Genomic DNA, 17,636 nt, shown 5'->3' with positions numbered 1-17,636 from the left:
AACTGGAATTACGCCGCGGCAACTGCTCCTTCGTCAGCAGACTCGATTGCGTAGGCGAGAATCTCGCGCACATCGCTGACCGGACGCACGTCCAGAGCGTCCAGCACGTCGGCGGGAACGTCGTCGAGATCTGGTTCGTTGCGGGCCGGGATGAAGACCGTCTTCAGGCCCGCACGCTGGGCCGCAAGCAATTTCTGCTTGACCCCACCGATCGGCAAGACCCGACCGTTCAGCGTCACCTCACCGGTCATGCCCACATCCGAGCGAACGTTACGGCCCAAGGCCAACGACACCAGCGCCGTCACCATGGTGACGCCCGCGGATGGTCCGTCCTTGGGCACCGCTCCGGCAGGCACGTGCACGTGGATCTCGCGATCCAGCGAGCCGGCTTCGGCACCAATCTGCGCCAGGTGCGAGCGGACGTAGGTCAATGCGATCTGCGCCGACTCCTTCATCACGTCGCCTAGTTGCCCGGTGAGCTTCAGTCCACGCTCGCCGTCGGTGGCATTCGCCTCGATGAAGAGCACGTCGCCACCGAGTCCGGTGACGGCCAGACCCGTTGCGACACCGGGAACGGCGGTCCGCTCCGCCGACTCGGGGGTGAACCGCGGTCGTCCGAGATACTCCTTCAACTCGCCGACCCCGATGACGATCGCTGTCTCGTCTGGTCGCTCCGCAGGCTCCGCTCCCGCCAATTGCGTTGCCGCCTTGCGCAACGCCTTGGCGATCAACCGTTCGAGCTGGCGGACGCCGGCCTCGCGCGTGTAGTTGGCCGCCATCTCGCGCAGCGCCTCATCGGTCAAGCTGACCTCGTCCACCGTCAGCGCCGCGCGTTCGAGCTGCCGCGGCAGCAGGAAGTCGCGGGCGATGGCAACCTTGTCATCCTCGGTGTAGCCGTCCACGGTGATGAGCTCCATCCGGTCCAGCAGCGGGCCGGGAATCGTATCCATCACATTGGCAGTCGCGATGAACAGCACGTCCGACAAGTCGAGGTCCAGGTCCAGATAGTGATCGCGGAACGTGTGGTTCTGCGCGGGATCCAGCACCTCGAGCAACGCAGCCGCGGGGTCGCCGCGGTAATCGGAACCGACCTTGTCGATTTCGTCCAGCAAGACAACCGGATTCATCGATCCGGCTTCCTTGATGGCTCGCACAACCCGGCCCGGCATCGCACCGACGTAGGTACGGCGGTGGCCCCGGATCTCGGCCTCGTCGCGCACGCCACCGAGGGCGACGCGAACGAACTTGCGGCCCAACGCCCGCGCGACGCTTTCACCCAGCGACGTCTTGCCGACACCGGGCGGGCCAACCAGCACCATGACGGCACCCGAACCGCGACCGCCCACGACTTCCAGACCGCGTTGGGCGCGCCGCGCACGAACGGCTAGGTACTCGACCATCCGGTCCTTGACCTCATCGAGGCCGTGGTGGTCGGCATCCAGAACCGCGCGGGCAGCCTTGACGTCGGTGTTGTCGGTGGTCTTCGCGGTCCAGGGCAATTCCAGGACCGTGTCGAGCCAGGTCCGGATCCACCCAGATTCCGGGCTTTGATCGCTGGCCCGCTCGAGCCGCCCGACCTCGCGTAGCGCTGCCTCCCGGACAGCGTCGGGCAGGTCAGCGGCCTCGACGCGGCCGCGATAGTCCTCGGCTCCCTCGGGCTCACCCTCACCCAACTCCTTGCGGATGGCGTTGAGTTGCTGGCGCAGGTAGAACTCGCGCTGGGTCTTCTCCAGACCTTCGCGCACGTCTTCGCTGATCTTCTCGGTGACCTCGGCCTCGGCGATGTAGGCCTTGGTCCAGTCGATGAGCAGGGTTAACCGTTCGGCGACGTCGGGAGTTTGCAGCAGTGTGCGCTTCTGGTCGTCGGTCAGGTACGGCGCATAGCCGGCCGTGTCCGCAATTGCGGACGGGTCGGTGAGCCGGTTCATTGCGTCGATGATCTGCCAGGCCTCGCGACGCTGCAGCACGGCAACCACAAGCTTCTTGTATTCGGCCGCAAGCTCGGTGGTCCGTCCATCGGCAGCGAGGGTTTCCACAGGTTCGGTCTCGACCCATAGCGCGGCGCCCGGGCCGGTCACGCCGTGGCCGATCTTGGCGCGCTGGATGGCCTTCAGCACTGCCGCGGGTGTGCCGCCGCGCATACGTCCGACCTGCTCGATCTCGGCGATCACGCCGTAAGAGGCGTAGCCCTGCTCGAGCCGTGGCGCGATCAGCACCTTGCTGTCGCTGCCGGCTTTGGCGGCGTCGATGGCGGCCTGCGCGGATTCGTCGAGTTCGATCGGCACCACCATTCCCGGCAGAACCACCGGGTCGGTCAGAAAAAGCACTGGTAAGTGCAGTGATTCGGTCACAGGTTCAACCTTTCGAAGTTGAGCGTCACCTACTCAACCCCCGGTTGTGCCCGATTGTTCCGTGAGCCTGTTCACTGTGAGCGATTGCGGTGGCGCTCCAGTCGCGGTCATCCGAGACAATCTGCGCGCCTTTTCGGCCGTAACTGGAGCCTGAGCACATAGACCTCGATTCACCGATGCCGAGCCCTTACCGACTTCGGCGAGGCCGAAACTGGCCGTCATTATTCGCCGCTCGATGCCTTGTCGATCACGAGCTCGGTATGCCGGGCGAGGACGTCGAAATCCGCGTCTGCATGCAGGATCGGCACGTCCGACCGGATCGCGTGCGCAGCGATGAGGCAATCGATCAACTTGCGGACCGTTTCGCCCTTTCGGCGACACGCGCGATAGAGCGCTGCGGCATCTTCATAGTCGGTGGGCAGCGTAGCGAGTAACGCGGCACGCGCCAACAGTCCGCGCAGGTCTTGAAGGTGTCGGTCGTTGCGTGCACCTGCCAGCAACTCCATGCGAACCGGATGGCACGTCGCGATTTCGGCGGTGAGAAGTTCATCGACGCGAAGACATACCGGGCTTCCGGTATCCCGCAGAAATTCCACCCAGGCAGAGGTGTCTACCAGAATCATCCGACGCGACTGGTCCGTAGCTCGTCGAGGTCCGCGTCCCACCCTGACCCGCGCAGGCGACGGGCCTGGTCGACATCGAGGGCTTCGGCAGCGACGGTTCGCAGCGCGAAGTTGACCGCTTCACGCTTAGTGGCGAGGTGGTAGCGGTGCATGATCGTTTCACACGCCGAGTCGTCGATGTCGATATTGGTGCGTGTCATACACCAACGATACACCGCCTCATTCGAGGCCAGCTATTCGATCGGCCGCCGCGGGTCGGCGCTCCAGCCGCTCCATGAACCGGGAAACAACTTCCCTGACCCGAGCCCCGCATGCTCCAGAGCAAGCAGGTTATGGCAGGCAGTGACCCCGGACCCGCAATAAGAGATGACTGCGCGCTCGCCGTCGACGCCCGCAGCCTCGAATATTGCGCGCAACTCGTCGCGAGGCCGCAGCCGCCCGGACGGGTCGAGGTTCTCCCGGCACGGCACGCTGACAGCTCCGGGGATATGACCGCGGCGGGGATCGACATCAGCACCCAGGCCGTGAAACCGATCGCGTGGCCGCGCGTCGAGCAAAACGCCACCGAAGGCGGCGACGTCGTCGATCGAGGCAACGACATCCGGCGGCCATGGACACGCCGAAAATGCGACGGGCTCAACCATCGGCGCCGCCGTTTCCAAAGCGCCTGGGTACGACTGCAATCCGCCGTCGAGCAACGCAGCGTCGTGGCCGAGGACCCGTAGCATCCAGACCAATCGCGCTGCGATGACGCCACCAGCATCGTCATAGGCGACCAAGGGCTTTCGACCATCGATTCCCGCGCGACCCATTGCATCCGCAAACACGTCGGGCTCCGGTAGTGGATGCCGTCCTGCTACACCTCCCGCCGCTCCAGCGAGATCTCGGTCGAGATCGATGAACACCGCGCCGGGAATGTGTCCCGATTCGTATGCGGAAAGTCCCGGCTTGTCGAAGTACCAGCGGACATCCGCGAGGACAAGTTCATCGGCGCGCTCGGCACACCAGGACCAGTCGACGAACGAAGGGATCACTCCAGCGACGTTAACTCAAGCCAGCGTCACTATCAGCGCGATAATCACCGCGACGAAGATCACGGCCAGCAGCACCGACAGCACGAGAGCGAAGCCGCCGGTGGGCGGGAAGTTGTGCCGAGTCCGCGGCTCGGACGCGGACAGCCCCGCCGTCTGCGGACTCTCGGGCGGCGTCGCGCCGGGCGCAACCCCACCGCCGGGCTCGAGATCGGGTGACGAACCGGGTTCTGGAAAGCGCTCAGTGGACATAACGGGCGAGTACCCCGAATGCCCACGTCAATGCGACAGGATCACTGATAGCTGACGTAATCGGGCGGAGGCGCCAGCCCCAAAACCGCCGGCGGCGGCAACAGCCCGATGTCATCGGTGTAGAAAAGCTTGAATCCGAGGTGGAATTGCTGCGGACGCCCTAGATCCCGGTACTTGGCGATCTTGACCGCCGAGCTGCCGAATCCATCGAGCTGCTGAACGTCCGCCAGCTCGGCATGGGCCGCCACCGCGGCAATGTCCGTGATCATGTCAGGCGTAAATTCATGCAGCACAAACAGTTTCTGCGGCAAGTGGTGCGTGCGTACCAATCCGGACAACCAGGCGCTGACGGTGTTCACCTCGGCCGCAGACACCTGACCGATCTGCATCCCGGGGACACCGCCCGCCGACATTCGCCACTCCGGATCCAGCGCGAGACTCACGTCGGGCTGCGCCAACAGCGGTTCCCATTCCCGAGCCTGTGCGAGAAAGTCCCGATAGCCGGGCTGCAGATCGAGAATGAGCAACTGCCGGTGCGCCCGGGCGGCCTTCAAGTAGTCCCAGGCCACAGCTGGGTTAATGCTGTGCGAGTATGAACCATCCGGGCCGGGTGCCCGATCGGCGATGGTGGCTATCAACTCCATCGCCGGCTGCACCGGACGCCCGGGCGTCGCGAACGCGGCGGCCGCCTGGCTGAGGCGATCGGCAATCTGATCGGGCGGCTGGGAGCCGAGCACACCCATCCCAGGTCCGCCGGCGGTGCCGTAGTAGGCGACGACCCGAAATTTCGGAAATACCTGCGTGCCTCCGCCGGGCAGCAGCAGCGGTGCGGGCGCAGGTGCCGCAGCCGGGCGCGGGGAGGCACCTTCGGACGCCGCGGAGCGCGCGCATCCAGCGAGCAAACCGGCGCAGACCAGCGCCACCATAGCCCGTCTACCCCACCAATTTCCGGCCATCTCGAGCCGTACTCTAACCGAAGAGTGGTCCCAAACGCGGGAAGACAGGGCCGTCACGGGTACCGGGTGCGGGTATGCTTGACGGAGGATCTCACTGGTCAGGAGCGGCAATGACCCACAGCCACGGCTATATCAGCGCAAAGGACGACTACCTCAAGCGGCTCCGGCGTATCGAGGGTCAGGCGCGCGGCTTGCAGCGAATGGTCGAGGAAGAGAAGTACTGCATCGACATCCTGACGCAGGTCTCAGCGATGACCAAGGCTCTGCAGGCCGTTGCGATGGGGTTGCTCGAAGACCACATCAGCCACTGCGTCGTCGATGCGGCGGTTGCCGGTGGCCCCGAGGCCGAAGCCAAGATCAAGGAGGCCACCGACGCGATCTCGCGGTTGGTGATGAAGTCCTAGGACCCGACCGCTGCCCTGATGGTCTCCCGTAGCGATCCGAGCGTCGCCACCACTGCCGTGGGCTCATATCCGCAGTGCGCCATGCAGTTTGCGCAGCGTGGGTCATTTCCACGACCGAAGGCGTTCCAGTCCGTGTCCTCGATCAGTTCCTTGTACGTCTTGGCGTATCCGTCGTCGAGCAGGTAGCAGGGCCGCTGCCAGCCCTTGAGTGAGTACGACGGGATAGCCCACGCCGTGCACTTGAAGTCGACCTTGCCTTCGAGGAAGTCGAGGAACAACGGTGAGTGGTTGAGCCGCCACTTCTTGCGCCGGCCGTCCGCGAACGCCTTGCGGAACAACTCCCGCGTCTGATCCACGCCGAGCCAGTGCTCCTGGTCCGGGGCTTTCTCATAGGCATATCCGGGCGAGATCTGCATGTTGTCGACACCCAGATCGTCGTTGAGGTAGTCGAGGATGTCGATAACGTCCTGCGGGCTGTCCATATCGAAGAAGGTGGTGTTGGTCATCACCCGGAACCCGGCGGCCTGGGCCTGTTTGATCGCGGCAACCGCTTGATCGAACACGCCGTCCTTGCACACCGACGCGTCGTGCCGCTCGCGCAGACCGTCGAGGTGCACCATCCAGGAGAAGTTCCGGTGCGGAGTGAACTTGTGAATGTGCTTGGGCAGCAACACCGCATTGGTGCACAAGAACACGATCTTGCCGCGGTCCAGCAACTGGCGGACGATCTCATCGATCTGCGGGTGCATCAACGGTTCGCCCCCGGCGATGGACACCATGGGCGCACCGCATTCCTCGATCGCGCCGACCGCCTGCTCCACCGGCATCCGCTGCTTGAGCAGCGTGTGCGGATGCTGAATCTTTCCGCACCCGGCGCATTTCAGGTTGCAGGCGAACAGCGGTTCCAGCTCGACGAGAATGGGAAACTTCTCGCGTCGCAACAGCTTTTGCTTGGCAAGGTAGGTGCCAAGACGAATTGACTGATGAAGTGGCATTGCCACTCAACTCACCTCCCGGGGCATCATGAAACGAATGCGTTCTTCGGCCACGCGTTGCTCGCGGACATGGACTTGCCCCAGCCCGGAGAGCGCGGCGATAAGCTCTTCCACCAACGCCGGCGGCGCGGATGCGCCGGCGGTAATTCCAATGCGGCTCTTGCCATGCAGCCACGCCAAGTCAACCGACCCGCAGTCGTCGACCAGGTGCGATTCCACGCCGCAGTCCTCGGCGACCTCGGCCAATCTCCGCGAATTGGACGAGTTTTCCGAACCGAGCACCAGCATCAGGTCACAGTCGCGCGCCACCTCGCGCACCGCGTGTTGACGATTGGTGGTGGCATAACAGATGTCGTCGGTGCGCGGCGCGATGATCAGGGGGAATCTCTTGCGCAGGACCGCGGCGATCTGCTCGGCCTCGTCGACGGCCAGGGTGGTCTGGGTGACGTAGGCGACGTGCCGCGGGTCCGGCACCGAAACCTGCTCGGCCTCTTCGACGTTGGCGATAACTATTACCTGGCCGGGCGCTTCCCCTCGGGTGCCGACCACCTCCTCGTGTTCGGCGTGACCGATGACCAGCACCGTGTTGCCCTGGTCGGCGAACCGCCGAACCTCGGTGTGCACCTTGGCGACCAGCGGGCAGGTGGCATCGATGACCCGCAGCGACCGCTCGGCCGCGTCGACGCGGACCTGCGGATCGACGCCGTGGGCGGCCAGCACCAGCACGCTGCCCTCGGGCACCTCGTCGACCTCGCCGACAAAGACGGCGCCCCGCCGCTGTAAGCCGTTGACCACGTGCGAGTTGTGCACGATCTGGCGCCGCACGTACACGGGGGCGCCGTGCTTGCTCAACGCGTGCTCCACGATGTCGATGGCCCGTTCCACACCCGCGCAGAAGGAACGGGGCGCGGCCAGAATGATTTCCCGATCCCCGGTGGCCCGGGCCCAGTCATCGATGATGGGCGCGGCCGCGCGCAGCGTGCGCAGCGCGTGGATGCCGTTCGCCATGGTCGCCGGCCGCAACAAGGGCGCCGTGGGAGTGTCGACGATCGTCCGCAAGACCGCCGTCTTGCCGTGCGGCGCATGGGCCGCAAGAAACGCCGACTCGGTGTCCACGGCGATCGCACCGGTGACCGCGAGTGCGTCGCGACGCGCACCGTGGGCCACCCGGTAGTCGGAAACGATCGGGCCGCGTCGCACCGGCAGGCCGCGTCGCTTTGCCGCACCGTACAGCAAGGGAGCCAACCGAACTGGGCTGCCTATCGCCGCCGCCCGGGTCTCGGTGGCCACCACCAGATCGCCCGGATGCAGCGAATTGTCCAGGGCGCCAGCGACTCCGGCAACCAGCACCGGACTGGCAAAGGAATTGCGCCAACTACTCGGTCCGCGGCCGGTCCGTAGCAGGGGCGCGGTGATGTGACCGTGCAGCGCTGCCCATTCGCTACGCAGCGGAGTACACACAACCCCGGTCATGATTGCATCCTCTCCAGGTAGCGGTTGAAGGCCCAGATCGGAAAAACCTGCCGATACAGGTGATAATTGATGTAGAAATCGCCGGGAAATCCCGTGCCGGTAAACAGATCTTCGTCCCAACCGCCGTCGTCGCGTTGCTGCTCGATGAGCCAGCGAATGCCGTTCTGCACGGCGGGTCCATCTTCGCGAGCGGCCAGCAAGGCCAGCAGCGCCCAGGAGGTTTGCGACGCCGTCGACGCGCCTACCCCGATCCACCGCGGATCCCGGTAGGAGCGCAGATCTTCGCCCCAACCACCGTCGGAGTTCTGGTGCTCGACCAGCCAGCGCACGGCCCGCCGAATGGGCTCGGCATCCGGGGCCATTCCACTGGCGGTCAGTGCCGGCAGCACCGCGCCCGTGCCGTACACGTGATTGGCGCCCCAGCGCCCGAACCACGAACCGTCGGGCTCCTGATGTCGCAGTAGCCAGTCCACGCCGCGTCGACAACTGACATCCTTGGCCAGGCCCACCGCCGCCAGCATTTCCACCACGTGTGCGGTGACGTCAGCCGACGGTGGATCGATCACCGCGCCGAAGTCGCAGAACGGCAGCTTGGTGGCCAGCGCGCGAGTGTTATCCGCATCGAACGCACCCCACCCGCCGTCGCGGGACTGCATGCCGATAACCCACTCGACGGCGCGGTCCACGGCCTCCTTGCAGTCGGGACGGAATCCCAACCGCTGCAACGCAAGCACCACGATCGCGGTGTCGTCGGTATCTGGATAATTGATGTTGGCGAATTCGAATGCCCAGCCGCCCGATGGTACGTCCGGCCGCCGCACGCACCAGTCGCCAGGCGCGTCGATCTGTTGGGTAAGCAGCCAGTCGGTGGATCGCACGATCATGGGATCGTCGGTATCGAGGTCGGCCTCGAGCAATCCGTAGAGCGCCAGGGCCGTGTCCCACACCGGAGATTGGCATGCTTCCAGCCGGCGGACGGTGCCCTGCGGCGTCGACTCACGAATCGTGAAGCCGTCCAAGCCATCGATGCCGGCGCGCATCACCGGATGGTCGAGCGGATATCCCATGAGCTTGAGGGCAATGAGCGAATAGACCCAGGGCGGCTGAATGCCACCCCAGCCGCCGTCGGCTTCCTGGCGGGCGACGATCCATTCCGCACACTGTCGCAACGCAATTCCGCGCATTGGATGTACCGGCACTCGCGAATACAGGTGCAGCCCACGGTCGATCTGCCGGAAGATTCCGGATATCGAAATGTCCGGCAGGAAGCCGCCTTTGCGTGCGCCACCGGAGCCGGCGTGCAGTTCGCGGATGCCGAACGACACCGGATGCACCGGGCGGATGGTGGAGACGATCGTCAGCGGGACCACGGTCTGGCGCGCCCAGCAACCCCAGTCGTAGATGTTGAGCGGGAACCACTTTGGCAGATAGATAAGCTCCGGGGGCAGGCTCGGCACCTCGTCCCAGGACCACAGCCCAAACAACGACAACCAGATTCGCGTGAACACTCGGCTGTTCTCCACGCCGCCCGCGCGGCGCACGAATTGCGCGGCCGAGACCATGTGCGGCTCGGCCGGGTCATCGCCGGCCAAACGGAGTGCGACCCATGCTTCGACAGTGGTCGACAGATCGGCCGGACCGCCCTCGAAGGTCGCCCAGGTGCCGTCGGCGCGCTGCTGCGACCTGATCCAGCGCGATGCTTCCTCCAGCACCTGCGGGGAGCCGATGCCGAGAAACTCACGCAGTAGCAGGTCTTCGGCGTCCATGGTGACGTTGGTGGCCAGCTCACCCTTCCACCAGCCCTCCGGGTCCTGCAGCCCCCGCAAGAACTCGACAGCACGATCGCGTGCTGCTGCGGCGCGATCAGTGTCACCGTCGCGTGCTGCTGCGGCGCGACCAGTGTCACCGTCGCTGTCGGCGAGTTGTGGCTGGCTCACTATGCCTCCCGGTCTACAAGTCGATCTGCAAGGACGATGAGTTCGCTTGCGCGCAAGCGGAGTTCGGGGATGGCATCGAGCGCCTGCGCGGCGCGTTCGGCCTCCCGGCGGGCCGCTCGGCGCGCCCAGTCGCGGCCGCCGCCGGCCTCGACCAATTCGGCTGTGGCCCGCAGGTCCGGCTCGGTCGGATCGTGCCCGTCGGTCAGCCAGCGCTGCACCCGTTGCCCGTGCTCGCCGCCATGCTCGATCACCCAGGTGATCGGCAGCGTCTTCTTGCGGGAGCGCAGGTCGGAGTACACCGGCTTGCCGGTGACGTGCGGGTCTCCCCAGATGCCGAGCAGGTCATCGATGATCTGGAAGGCGACACCGACGTGGCGGCCGAAGTTCGACAGTGCAGCAACAACTTCCGGTGATGCGGCGGCATACACCCCGCCCATGGCGGCAGCGGCCGACAGCAGCGCCGCGGTCTTCGCTGCGGCCATGTCCAAGCACTCGGCGGCCGTGACGTCGGAGCGGGATTCGAACGCGACGTCGAGTATCTGGCCGCGAATCAGCTCACGGGTGGTGCGCGCGAGCAACAGTTGAGCCGAGTCCGCGTGACCAACAGGGTGTTCGGCAAGTATTTCGTGGGCGAGTGACAGCATCGCGTCGCCGGCCAGGATCGCTGCCGTGTCGCCCCACAGCGACCACACCGTTCGGCGGTGTCTGCGCATCGTGTCGCGATCCATGAGATCGTCATGCACGAGCGAGAAGTTGTGCACCAGTTCGATGGCCGCTGCACCCGGCGCGGCAGCCACCGGATCGCCACCTGCCGCGGCCGCGGCCAGCAGCGTCATCCGAGCACGAATGCCCTTGCCGCCATTGGCCTCCGTTCGCTGACCGTTCTCGTCGCACCAGCCAAAGTGATAGCCGACGATCCGCCGTAGCTGGGGATCAAGCCTGCCCACCGCGTCATGCAAGGTGTCGAGTACCGCTCCGGTACCCATTTCGATGCTGGACAAGGTTGCGGTCACGATAGTGCCACCTCTCGAATCCGTCGGCGCCCCATCGAGGTGCCGCCCCACTCCTCAACAAGCGCCGCCGCGGCCGATTCTCCGCTTCGCACAGCGCTTTCCATCGTCGCGGGCCATCCGGTTGCCGTCCATGCGCCCGCAAGGTAGAGCCCTGGCAACGCCGTTCGCGCCTGCGGGCGCAGGGCGGCCGTCCCGGGGACCGGCCGAAACGTGGCACAGCGCTCGCGCGTGACGAAGAAATCGAGCACCGTGGCCGAACGCGCCCGCGGCAAAATTCTGGACAATTCCGGCAGAAACAATTGCCGCAGTTGCGCATTGGTCATGCCCACGAATTCCCCGGCGGCCGAAACCGAAACAGCCAGGTATTGGCCGCGCTTTTCACCGGCAATTTCGGTGCGGTCGAAAATCCATTGCGCCGGACTGCCAACGGTCGCGACAAAGGGTTCGTCGAGTACCGGCCGGTCAAAAACGGCATGCACGTTCACGATCGGCGCGCAACCGAGCCCCGCCGCCCAGCCGGACGACAGCGATACCGCGCCCGACGGGAGAAGCTGCTCGGCGGCGTCGGGCGGCACGGCAAGCACTACCGCGTCGTAGCGCTGTGCCCCACTTGCACCACCATTGCCGAGCAGCCACCCCTCGCCTTCGCGAGCAAGGCTGCGAACCTTGTTCCGGAGCTGAATGGTCACGCCGGCGGACTCCAGTGCGGCGGTCGCGGCATCACCGTGCAGTCGCTGCAGCGGGACGGTGGACCACCCGATATCCGCTGCTGTGCGGTCACTGAGCAAACCGAGCTGGAACACCGTGGCAGCGGCGGCCAGTGAAGCGTCTTCGGCGCGGCAGTTCAACGTGGCGATACCGATCAGGTCCCAGACCGCGTCGATCGTGCCTGGCCGCTGCCCGTGCCGCCGCAGCCAGGCGCCGAAGGTCTGGGCATCGTTGCGCGGATCGTCGGCATCCACGTTGCGCAGCAGCAGTGCCGCGCGCGCCAACAGCGCCGTTTGCTGCATCGACAGCCACGGATACCGGGCCAGGGCCGTCGCCAGGTGCAGTGGCGCCGGCAGCACCGATCGGTTGAGCCGGCCCACCCGGTCGCCGTCGCGCACGGTGATGTCCAACCGAGGTTGCAGTCGCACCAGGTGCGCGACGTCGAGGCGGTTCAACAGCGCCCGATACCTGGTGCAGCAGCGCAGAAACACGTGCTGGCCGTTGTCGACCCAGCGCTCGCCGCGTTTGAACGAATGGGTGAGTCCGCCGAGCCTGGGGGTGGATTCGAAGAGTTCCACCGTGAACCCCGCGTCGGCGGCGTGCAGCGCAGCGGTGATGCCGGCCAGTCCGCCACCGACCACTGCGACACGCTGTCGGTGACCGCTCATGCGGAGCCTCCCGCCAGCGCCCGCGCGGCTACCCGGCTCTTCTCCCACGCCGACAGCGACAGCCGCCGGTCGTACACGAGAACCGGGTTTGACCCGATCCGCCGGTTCAGATGGCGATAGATGCCGGCCATCGCCGCACAGCACGCGGCACTGCGTCGGTCCAAGAGTGGGAGCAGCCGCAGGCCGAGGCAGTACCAGTCCTCCGCACGCGCGGTTGCGTGGCGCAGCAGCGCCGCCAGCCGGGCGTTCGGGTCGGCCAGATTGCCGTCGGGGTCGAGCATCAAATCGACGCCATACTGCGCCAGCTCGGCGCGGGGCAGATAGATCCGGCCGTTGCTCAGGTCCTCGCGGACGTCACGCAGGATGTTCGTCTGCTGCAGGGCGATGCCGAGCTGGTCGGCGTAGGTAGCCGCAGTCGGGTCGGACGTGCCGGAGAAGATCGCCAGGCACAGCCGGCCGATCGAACCGGCAACGCACCGGCAGTACCGCACCAGCTGCGGAAAGTCTTCATAGGTGGCCCCGGTCACGTCCATGCTGACGCCGTCGATGAGTTCGTCGAACGCCGACAGCGGAATGGGGAAGCGCCGGGCGGCGTCGCCGACCGCGGCGAGGACCGGGTCGGAGTTGTCGACCAACTGCTGCAATGCCTTGCGGGTTCGCTCGAGCTCGGCCACCTTGCGCGCGGCCGGCAGGTCGCCGTCGCCGATGTCGTCGATCCGGCGGGCCAAGGCGTAGACCGCGCTCAGCGCTCCGCGCTTGGGCGGCGGCAACAGTCTGATTCCGTAGAAGAAGTTCTTGGCTTGCTCGCGGGTGATTCGCTCGCACTCCACATAGGCGGGACCGATTTCGGAACTGTCGATGATGCTCATCGCCCACCTCGCGTCTCGCGCAGACGCAGCTGCACCCATGCCCGTAAAAGATCCGTTTTCCGCGGTCGCGCTTCGCAAGCCAACACATCGCCGCCGGTACGCTGCAACGCGCGAACCGTCGCTCGGCCGCCGCACACATAACCCTCGACGGCCAATCGGGCCCACCCGGTCAGCTGCCTGGTGATCGCGGCGCCAGAGTCCAAGAGCTCCGATGCTCGAGCTATTTCGAATTGCATCAACTCACGCAGCGCAGGATTCGCTGAATGCTCGCCCAGGGCAGCCTCATTCACCCCGTATCGGTCGAGATCCTCACTCGGCAGATAGATCCGGCCGCTGTGCCAGTCCTCGCTCACGTCCTGCCAATGCTCGAGCAACTGCAACGCGGTGCAGACCCGATCCGAAAGTTGTACCGCGTCGGGAGTCGACTGCCCGAAGATGTCCAGGACAAGGCGTCCAACAGGATTCGCGGACAACCGGCAGTAGTCGAGTAATTCGGGGAAGGTTTGGTAACGAGTGATGCGCTGGTCGCGCAGGTTCGCCTCGATGAGCTGCTCGAAAGGTTCGGGCTGCAACCCTCGATCTCGGACGGTCGGCACCAGCGCGGCCAGTACCGGATGCGTCGGCGAACCGGTCCATACCCGAGCGAGATCTTCGCGCAAGGCAATCAAGGAGTCGCTGCGTTGCGTCGGCGTCAGTCCACCGAGTGCGGTGTCACCGGTTTCGTCGATCAACCGGGCCACCGCGTACACCGCCTGTAGATCTCGCCGCCGCGCCGACGGCAGCATCCGGAGCGCAACGGGGAAATTCTCACCGCTTTCGCGGTCGCGGAACTGTCCACCCGCCGCCGCCACTGCGGGCTGCGGCGGACACGAGTGATGGGCTGGGACCCGCACGATCGCCATACCCGATGGTCACCCGACCCTGGAGGATAAATCTGCTCGGTACGGAGTGATTTCCGGGCCGTAAAATTATCAGCGACAGACAAATTCATCGCTTGGAGTGCTAGGTTCGTGGGTATTACCACCGATGTGACAGTCGCGCGTGATCCGAATCTTCGGACTCTCGATGATCTTGGCTGGGCGCTCGAACAGCGGATGCCGCTCATCCTGGCTGAAGTCCGCCAACATTTGGCGATCGATTACCCAGATTTTGCCGAATTTCTAGACGGCGATCACCCGGAGATTCGTTATGCGGCAACAGTCTTCATCCGGCGTTTGGTCGATATCGCGCACTATGGCGTCGCCGCGGCGCCGGAGTCCGCCGACAGCGATTCCCAGGCCGAGGTGGTACTCGAGGAGATCGGCCGTCGACAGTTCCAGGAGGGCCGGGAACTCTCGGAGTTGTTGGCTGCCTATCAGGTTGGCGCGCGGGCCGCATGGCATCACGTTTCGGCAACGGCGCTCGAACTCGAGCTTGCGCCGCACATCCTGGCGTCGCTGGCCGAGGCGGTCTTCATGTTCGTCGACCAGTTCTCGGCCAACACTGCACGCGGCTACGTCCATGAGCAGGCCACTGCCAGCGCGGCGCGCGAACACCAGCGCGAACAACTTGCCCAGTTGCTGCTGTCGGACCGGGCGGATGACGTGCAGATCCGGGCTGCGGCCGAGAGCGCGGGCTGGCGGCTCCCGAAGGCGGCGGCCGTCGTCATCGTCGAGGTGGACGATCCGGACGCCTGCCGCGCCCTGGACCTGCTGGACATGTCCTGTCTGCCGATTCGCCGGCCCGAGTGCTACGGGATGATTGTTCCCGACGCCGGGGCTCCGGGCCAGCGCGAACGGTTACGGCGACGACTGGCCGGGGTTGGCGCCGTGGTCGGCAACACCGTACCGCTGCGTTTGTTGCCGGCGAGCATGGGACTTGCTGCGCTGGCCATGCACCTGCATCAGCGCGGCATCATTCCCGAGAATCCGGTGTTCACCGGCGACCACCTCGACACCATCATCGCCAACCGCGACGAGCGCCTGCTCGGCCTGCTGCGCGAACAGGTGCTCGCCCCGCTCGAGCATCTGACCGAGGGCGCGCGCGAGCGCTTGATCGAGACCCTGGCGGCCTGGTTGCGGCACATGGGCGACCGCCAAGCCATCGCCAACGACCTGCACATTCATCCGCAGACCGTGCGCTACCGCATTAACCAACTACGCGAACTGTTCGGCGCCGACCTCGACTCAGCGCGATTCCGCGCCCGCCTGTTCCTCGCGCTCGAATGGGGAGCTCCCTGACCAATCACCGGTGGTGGCCTCCAACTCGGTGAGCGCGCATTCGATTTCGGACGCGACCTTCGCCGCATCGAGCAACACCGGGTCGGCCGCCACACCGACACCGAGGACACCGTTCCAGCTCAATGCACCTGCCACCAAGGGTGCGCCAGGGGCCAGCGGCAGGATCGGATACACCTGGTCCATCGGCTCCTCGACCAGCGTCAACTGCTGGTTCGGGCCGGGCATGTTGGACACGATCGCATGGAAGGTGCTCGCGCCGTAGACGGTTTGCGCGAACCACCGCTTGGCGGGCTCGGGCAGAATTCGTTGGCCTTGCGCCATCACGAACCTCGCCGCGAGAGCGCGGGTCGGGGACTGCAGTTGCCTGGCGGAGGAGTGGATCCGCCGCAGCCGATCCTCGATTCGCTCATCACGAAGCTCGACATCGATCATCACCGCCGCGGTGAAGTTTCCCTCCGCTTCGCTCGTCGCCGCGCGCACCATGCGCGGAATCGCGATGCGGATGGTCCCGCCGACCAACTCGGGCAGGCGCGGCTGCACGGACACAGCCGCGGTGACCGCCAGGCAGATCAACACGTCGGTGACGCCGACCTGATGAGCGCGAGCGACAGCCCGCAACCGCGCCAGTTCCAGCGGGGACACGGCAAAGTCTCGCAGTCGGGAACTTGCCGGCAGCCGCCGTGCTGGACTGCCGTCGGTGGCGAGTTGGCCGATGCCCACGGCGACCGCCGCGGCGATTTTCAGGGCCCGGGTCGCGGTGTCCAATTTCAGCGCTCGCGCTGCGGTGTCCAATTTCAGCGCTCGCGCTGCCATGGCCAGCCGACCGTGAGGTGGCCCGGGTTCCGACGGCGCGCCCAGCGTGATGCGCGGCCGCAGCAGTCGCATCGACTGCAGCACCGTGCCGATGCCGTCGGCGACCGCATGGTGCACGAGGAACAGAAAGCCCGACTGTCCCGGCGCAATTCCGTGCACCAACACAATCCGCCACAGCGGCCGGTCGCGCGGCATCGGCTGCGCGGCCAGCTCGGCCACGACCGCGCTCAACCCCGGGTTGCCGGCCTGCGGACCGACATCGCGTTCGATGACGTGCCAATCCCAGTCGATCTCGTCGATACCGACCCAACGCGGTCGGCGCCAGCGGGAACGAAACTCCACCCGCTGCCGAAACCGCGGCAGCGCGCTGAGCTCGTTGCGAACCAGTTCGCGGACCGCGGCCAGCGTCGGCCCGGAGTTCGGATCGTGGTGGCGTAGCACGACCATGCCGCCGACGTGCTGCGGTGCGCCGGTGTCCTCGACGTAGAGAAAGAAGGCGTCGGCCGGCGAGATGGCCGACGCCGACGACGCCCGCCAGTCGTACCAGCGATCGACGATCCACACGCTCACCGCGACAAAGACAACCGCACCGACGGCGTCGAGGACGAAGTGGTTGCCGGTCGCGATGATGACGTAGCAGGTGAGCAGCACGTGAATCGCACTGATGAATTGAAACAGCAGACCGCCGGCAATCCGGGCCAGCACCACACTGACCCACAGTGCCCAGGCCACATGCAGCGACGGCATCGCGGCGAGCTGATTGGCGTGGGCCACCATCGGCGAGCCCCACGACCCCCAGGTGTGCCCGTTGCTGACCGTGTCGACGTAACCCAAGTTTTCCAGCATTCGCGGCGGGGTCACCGGATACAGGGCGAAGCAGGCGATGCCGAGCACGTTGAGCAGCAGCAGCGAGTCGCGCGCTCGTGGATACGCGTCGGGTCGGCGGGTGTACAGGTACACGAGCAGGATCAGCGCGCTGGCGATGTAGGTGAACGCGTACTCGTAATTGGCGGCCGTGGCGAGCCAGCCCCGACCGGCCAGCCAATCGTTGAGGCTGCGCTCGATGTCGATGTGCAGCGTGCGTTCGATGCCGATGAGGTCGGCCGCGTGCTGATCGGCCTGGGCGCGGCGGACCGCGCCACCCAGCGTCTGGACCACGGCGTAGAACCCGAACACCACGAGCGCAACGAGCACGTCCCGCCACAGCACCAGCTTTGGTTGCGTCGCCGCAGACGTCGGCTGGACGTGGTTTGGTTGGGCTAGCGCAGTGTTGGCACCCACCATTCCGTCATAACACAGCCGGTGTGATCAGGCTCGGCCTGAC

Annotated in this window: 16 protein-coding genes; 2 read left to right on the top strand and 14 right to left on the bottom strand. The window is 65.9% G+C overall.

Annotated features, from left to right (window positions below; genetic code table 11):
- Positions 1-8: 8 nt before the first annotated feature.
- From lon to FOS14_RS07865, 6 genes are all read right to left on the bottom strand, one after another.
- Positions 9-2,351, bottom strand: coding sequence for an endopeptidase La (lon, locus tag FOS14_RS07890; RefSeq protein WP_143769750.1), 2,343 nt, complete (start codon positions 2,349-2,351; stop codon positions 9-11).
- A 221-nt stretch (positions 2,352-2,572) separates the two neighbouring features.
- On the bottom strand, positions 2,573-2,974 hold the full coding sequence (locus FOS14_RS07885) for a PIN domain nuclease (RefSeq protein WP_143769749.1): 402 nt from the start codon (positions 2,972-2,974) through the stop codon (positions 2,573-2,575).
- Positions 2,971-3,174 (bottom strand): type II toxin-antitoxin system VapB family antitoxin, encoded by a 204-nt coding sequence (locus FOS14_RS07880; protein ID WP_143769748.1) that lies wholly within the window; start codon positions 3,172-3,174, stop codon positions 2,971-2,973. Before FOS14_RS07880 ends, FOS14_RS07885 begins: the two co-directional genes overlap by 4 nt.
- 33 nt (positions 3,175-3,207) lie before the next feature.
- A complete protein-coding gene (locus tag FOS14_RS07875) occupies positions 3,208-4,008 on the bottom strand; it encodes a sulfurtransferase (RefSeq protein ID WP_143769747.1) in 801 nt (266 codons plus the stop codon).
- A gap of 15 nt (positions 4,009-4,023) precedes the next feature.
- Entirely contained in the window at positions 4,024-4,257 is a 234-nt protein-coding gene (locus FOS14_RS07870) for a DUF6480 family protein (RefSeq protein WP_143769746.1), read from the bottom strand.
- A gap of 41 nt (positions 4,258-4,298) precedes the next feature.
- Entirely contained in the window at positions 4,299-5,183 is an 885-nt protein-coding gene (locus FOS14_RS07865) for a hypothetical protein (RefSeq protein WP_143769745.1), read from the bottom strand.
- Between the two features lie 140 nt (positions 5,184-5,323).
- Here FOS14_RS07865 and FOS14_RS07860 point away from each other — a divergent pair, with 140 nt between their 5' ends.
- Positions 5,324-5,617, top strand: a complete 294-nt coding sequence (locus FOS14_RS07860; RefSeq protein ID WP_143769744.1) for a metal-sensitive transcriptional regulator — start codon at positions 5,324-5,326, stop codon at positions 5,615-5,617.
- On the opposite strand, the gene hpnH is transcribed toward FOS14_RS07860, so the two are convergent.
- From hpnH to hpnC, 7 genes are read right to left on the bottom strand one after another with little or no spacing between them, the layout of a single operon-like run.
- Positions 5,614-6,612 carry an adenosyl-hopene transferase HpnH gene (hpnH, locus tag FOS14_RS07855; RefSeq protein ID WP_255450170.1) on the bottom strand — a complete coding sequence of 333 codons (999 nt, stop codon included), beginning with the start codon at positions 6,610-6,612 and terminating at the stop codon, positions 5,614-5,616. The two genes, FOS14_RS07860 and hpnH, sit on opposite strands and share 4 nt — an antisense overlap.
- A 6-nt stretch (positions 6,613-6,618) precedes the next feature.
- Positions 6,619-8,085 carry a 4-hydroxy-3-methylbut-2-enyl diphosphate reductase gene (gene ispH / locus FOS14_RS07850; protein WP_143769742.1) on the bottom strand — a complete coding sequence of 489 codons (1,467 nt, stop codon included), beginning with the start codon at positions 8,083-8,085 and terminating at the stop codon, positions 6,619-6,621.
- Positions 8,082-10,022 (bottom strand): squalene--hopene cyclase, encoded by a 1,941-nt coding sequence (shc, locus tag FOS14_RS07845; protein ID WP_143769741.1) that lies wholly within the window; start codon positions 10,020-10,022, stop codon positions 8,082-8,084. Before shc ends, ispH begins: the two co-directional genes overlap by 4 nt.
- On the bottom strand, positions 10,022-11,035 hold the full coding sequence (locus FOS14_RS07840; RefSeq protein ID WP_143769740.1) for a polyprenyl synthetase family protein: 1,014 nt from the start codon (positions 11,033-11,035) through the stop codon (positions 10,022-10,024). Before FOS14_RS07840 ends, shc begins: the two co-directional genes overlap by 1 nt.
- Entirely contained in the window at positions 11,032-12,411 is a 1,380-nt protein-coding gene (gene hpnE, locus FOS14_RS07835) for a hydroxysqualene dehydroxylase HpnE (protein WP_143769739.1), read from the bottom strand. The genes FOS14_RS07840 and hpnE overlap by 4 nt, the downstream gene beginning before the upstream one ends.
- Positions 12,408-13,280 (bottom strand): presqualene diphosphate synthase HpnD, encoded by an 873-nt coding sequence (gene hpnD / locus FOS14_RS07830; protein WP_143769738.1) that lies wholly within the window; start codon positions 13,278-13,280, stop codon positions 12,408-12,410. Before hpnD ends, hpnE begins: the two co-directional genes overlap by 4 nt.
- On the bottom strand, positions 13,277-14,182 hold the full coding sequence (gene hpnC, locus FOS14_RS07825) for a squalene synthase HpnC (protein WP_143769737.1): 906 nt from the start codon (positions 14,180-14,182) through the stop codon (positions 13,277-13,279). Before hpnC ends, hpnD begins: the two co-directional genes overlap by 4 nt.
- A 108-nt stretch (positions 14,183-14,290) precedes the next feature.
- Between hpnC and FOS14_RS07820 the strand changes: the two genes are divergently transcribed.
- Positions 14,291-15,499, top strand: coding sequence for a CdaR family transcriptional regulator (locus tag FOS14_RS07820; RefSeq protein WP_221936672.1), 1,209 nt, complete (start codon positions 14,291-14,293; stop codon positions 15,497-15,499).
- Here the strand turns inward: FOS14_RS07820 and FOS14_RS07815 are convergent.
- The gene (locus FOS14_RS07815; RefSeq protein ID WP_143769736.1) at positions 15,446-17,596 is read right to left on the bottom strand and encodes a phosphatase PAP2 family protein; all 2,151 of its coding nucleotides are present in this window, start codon (positions 17,594-17,596) and stop codon (positions 15,446-15,448) included. The two genes, FOS14_RS07820 and FOS14_RS07815, sit on opposite strands and share 54 nt — an antisense overlap.
- Positions 17,597-17,636 lie beyond the last annotated feature (40 nt).

It is taken from the genome of Skermania sp. ID1734, from assembly GCF_007489285.1.
Lineage (GTDB): Bacteria > Actinomycetota > Actinomycetes > Mycobacteriales > Mycobacteriaceae > ID1734.
This window is presented reverse-complemented; position numbering and strand designations above follow the sequence as displayed.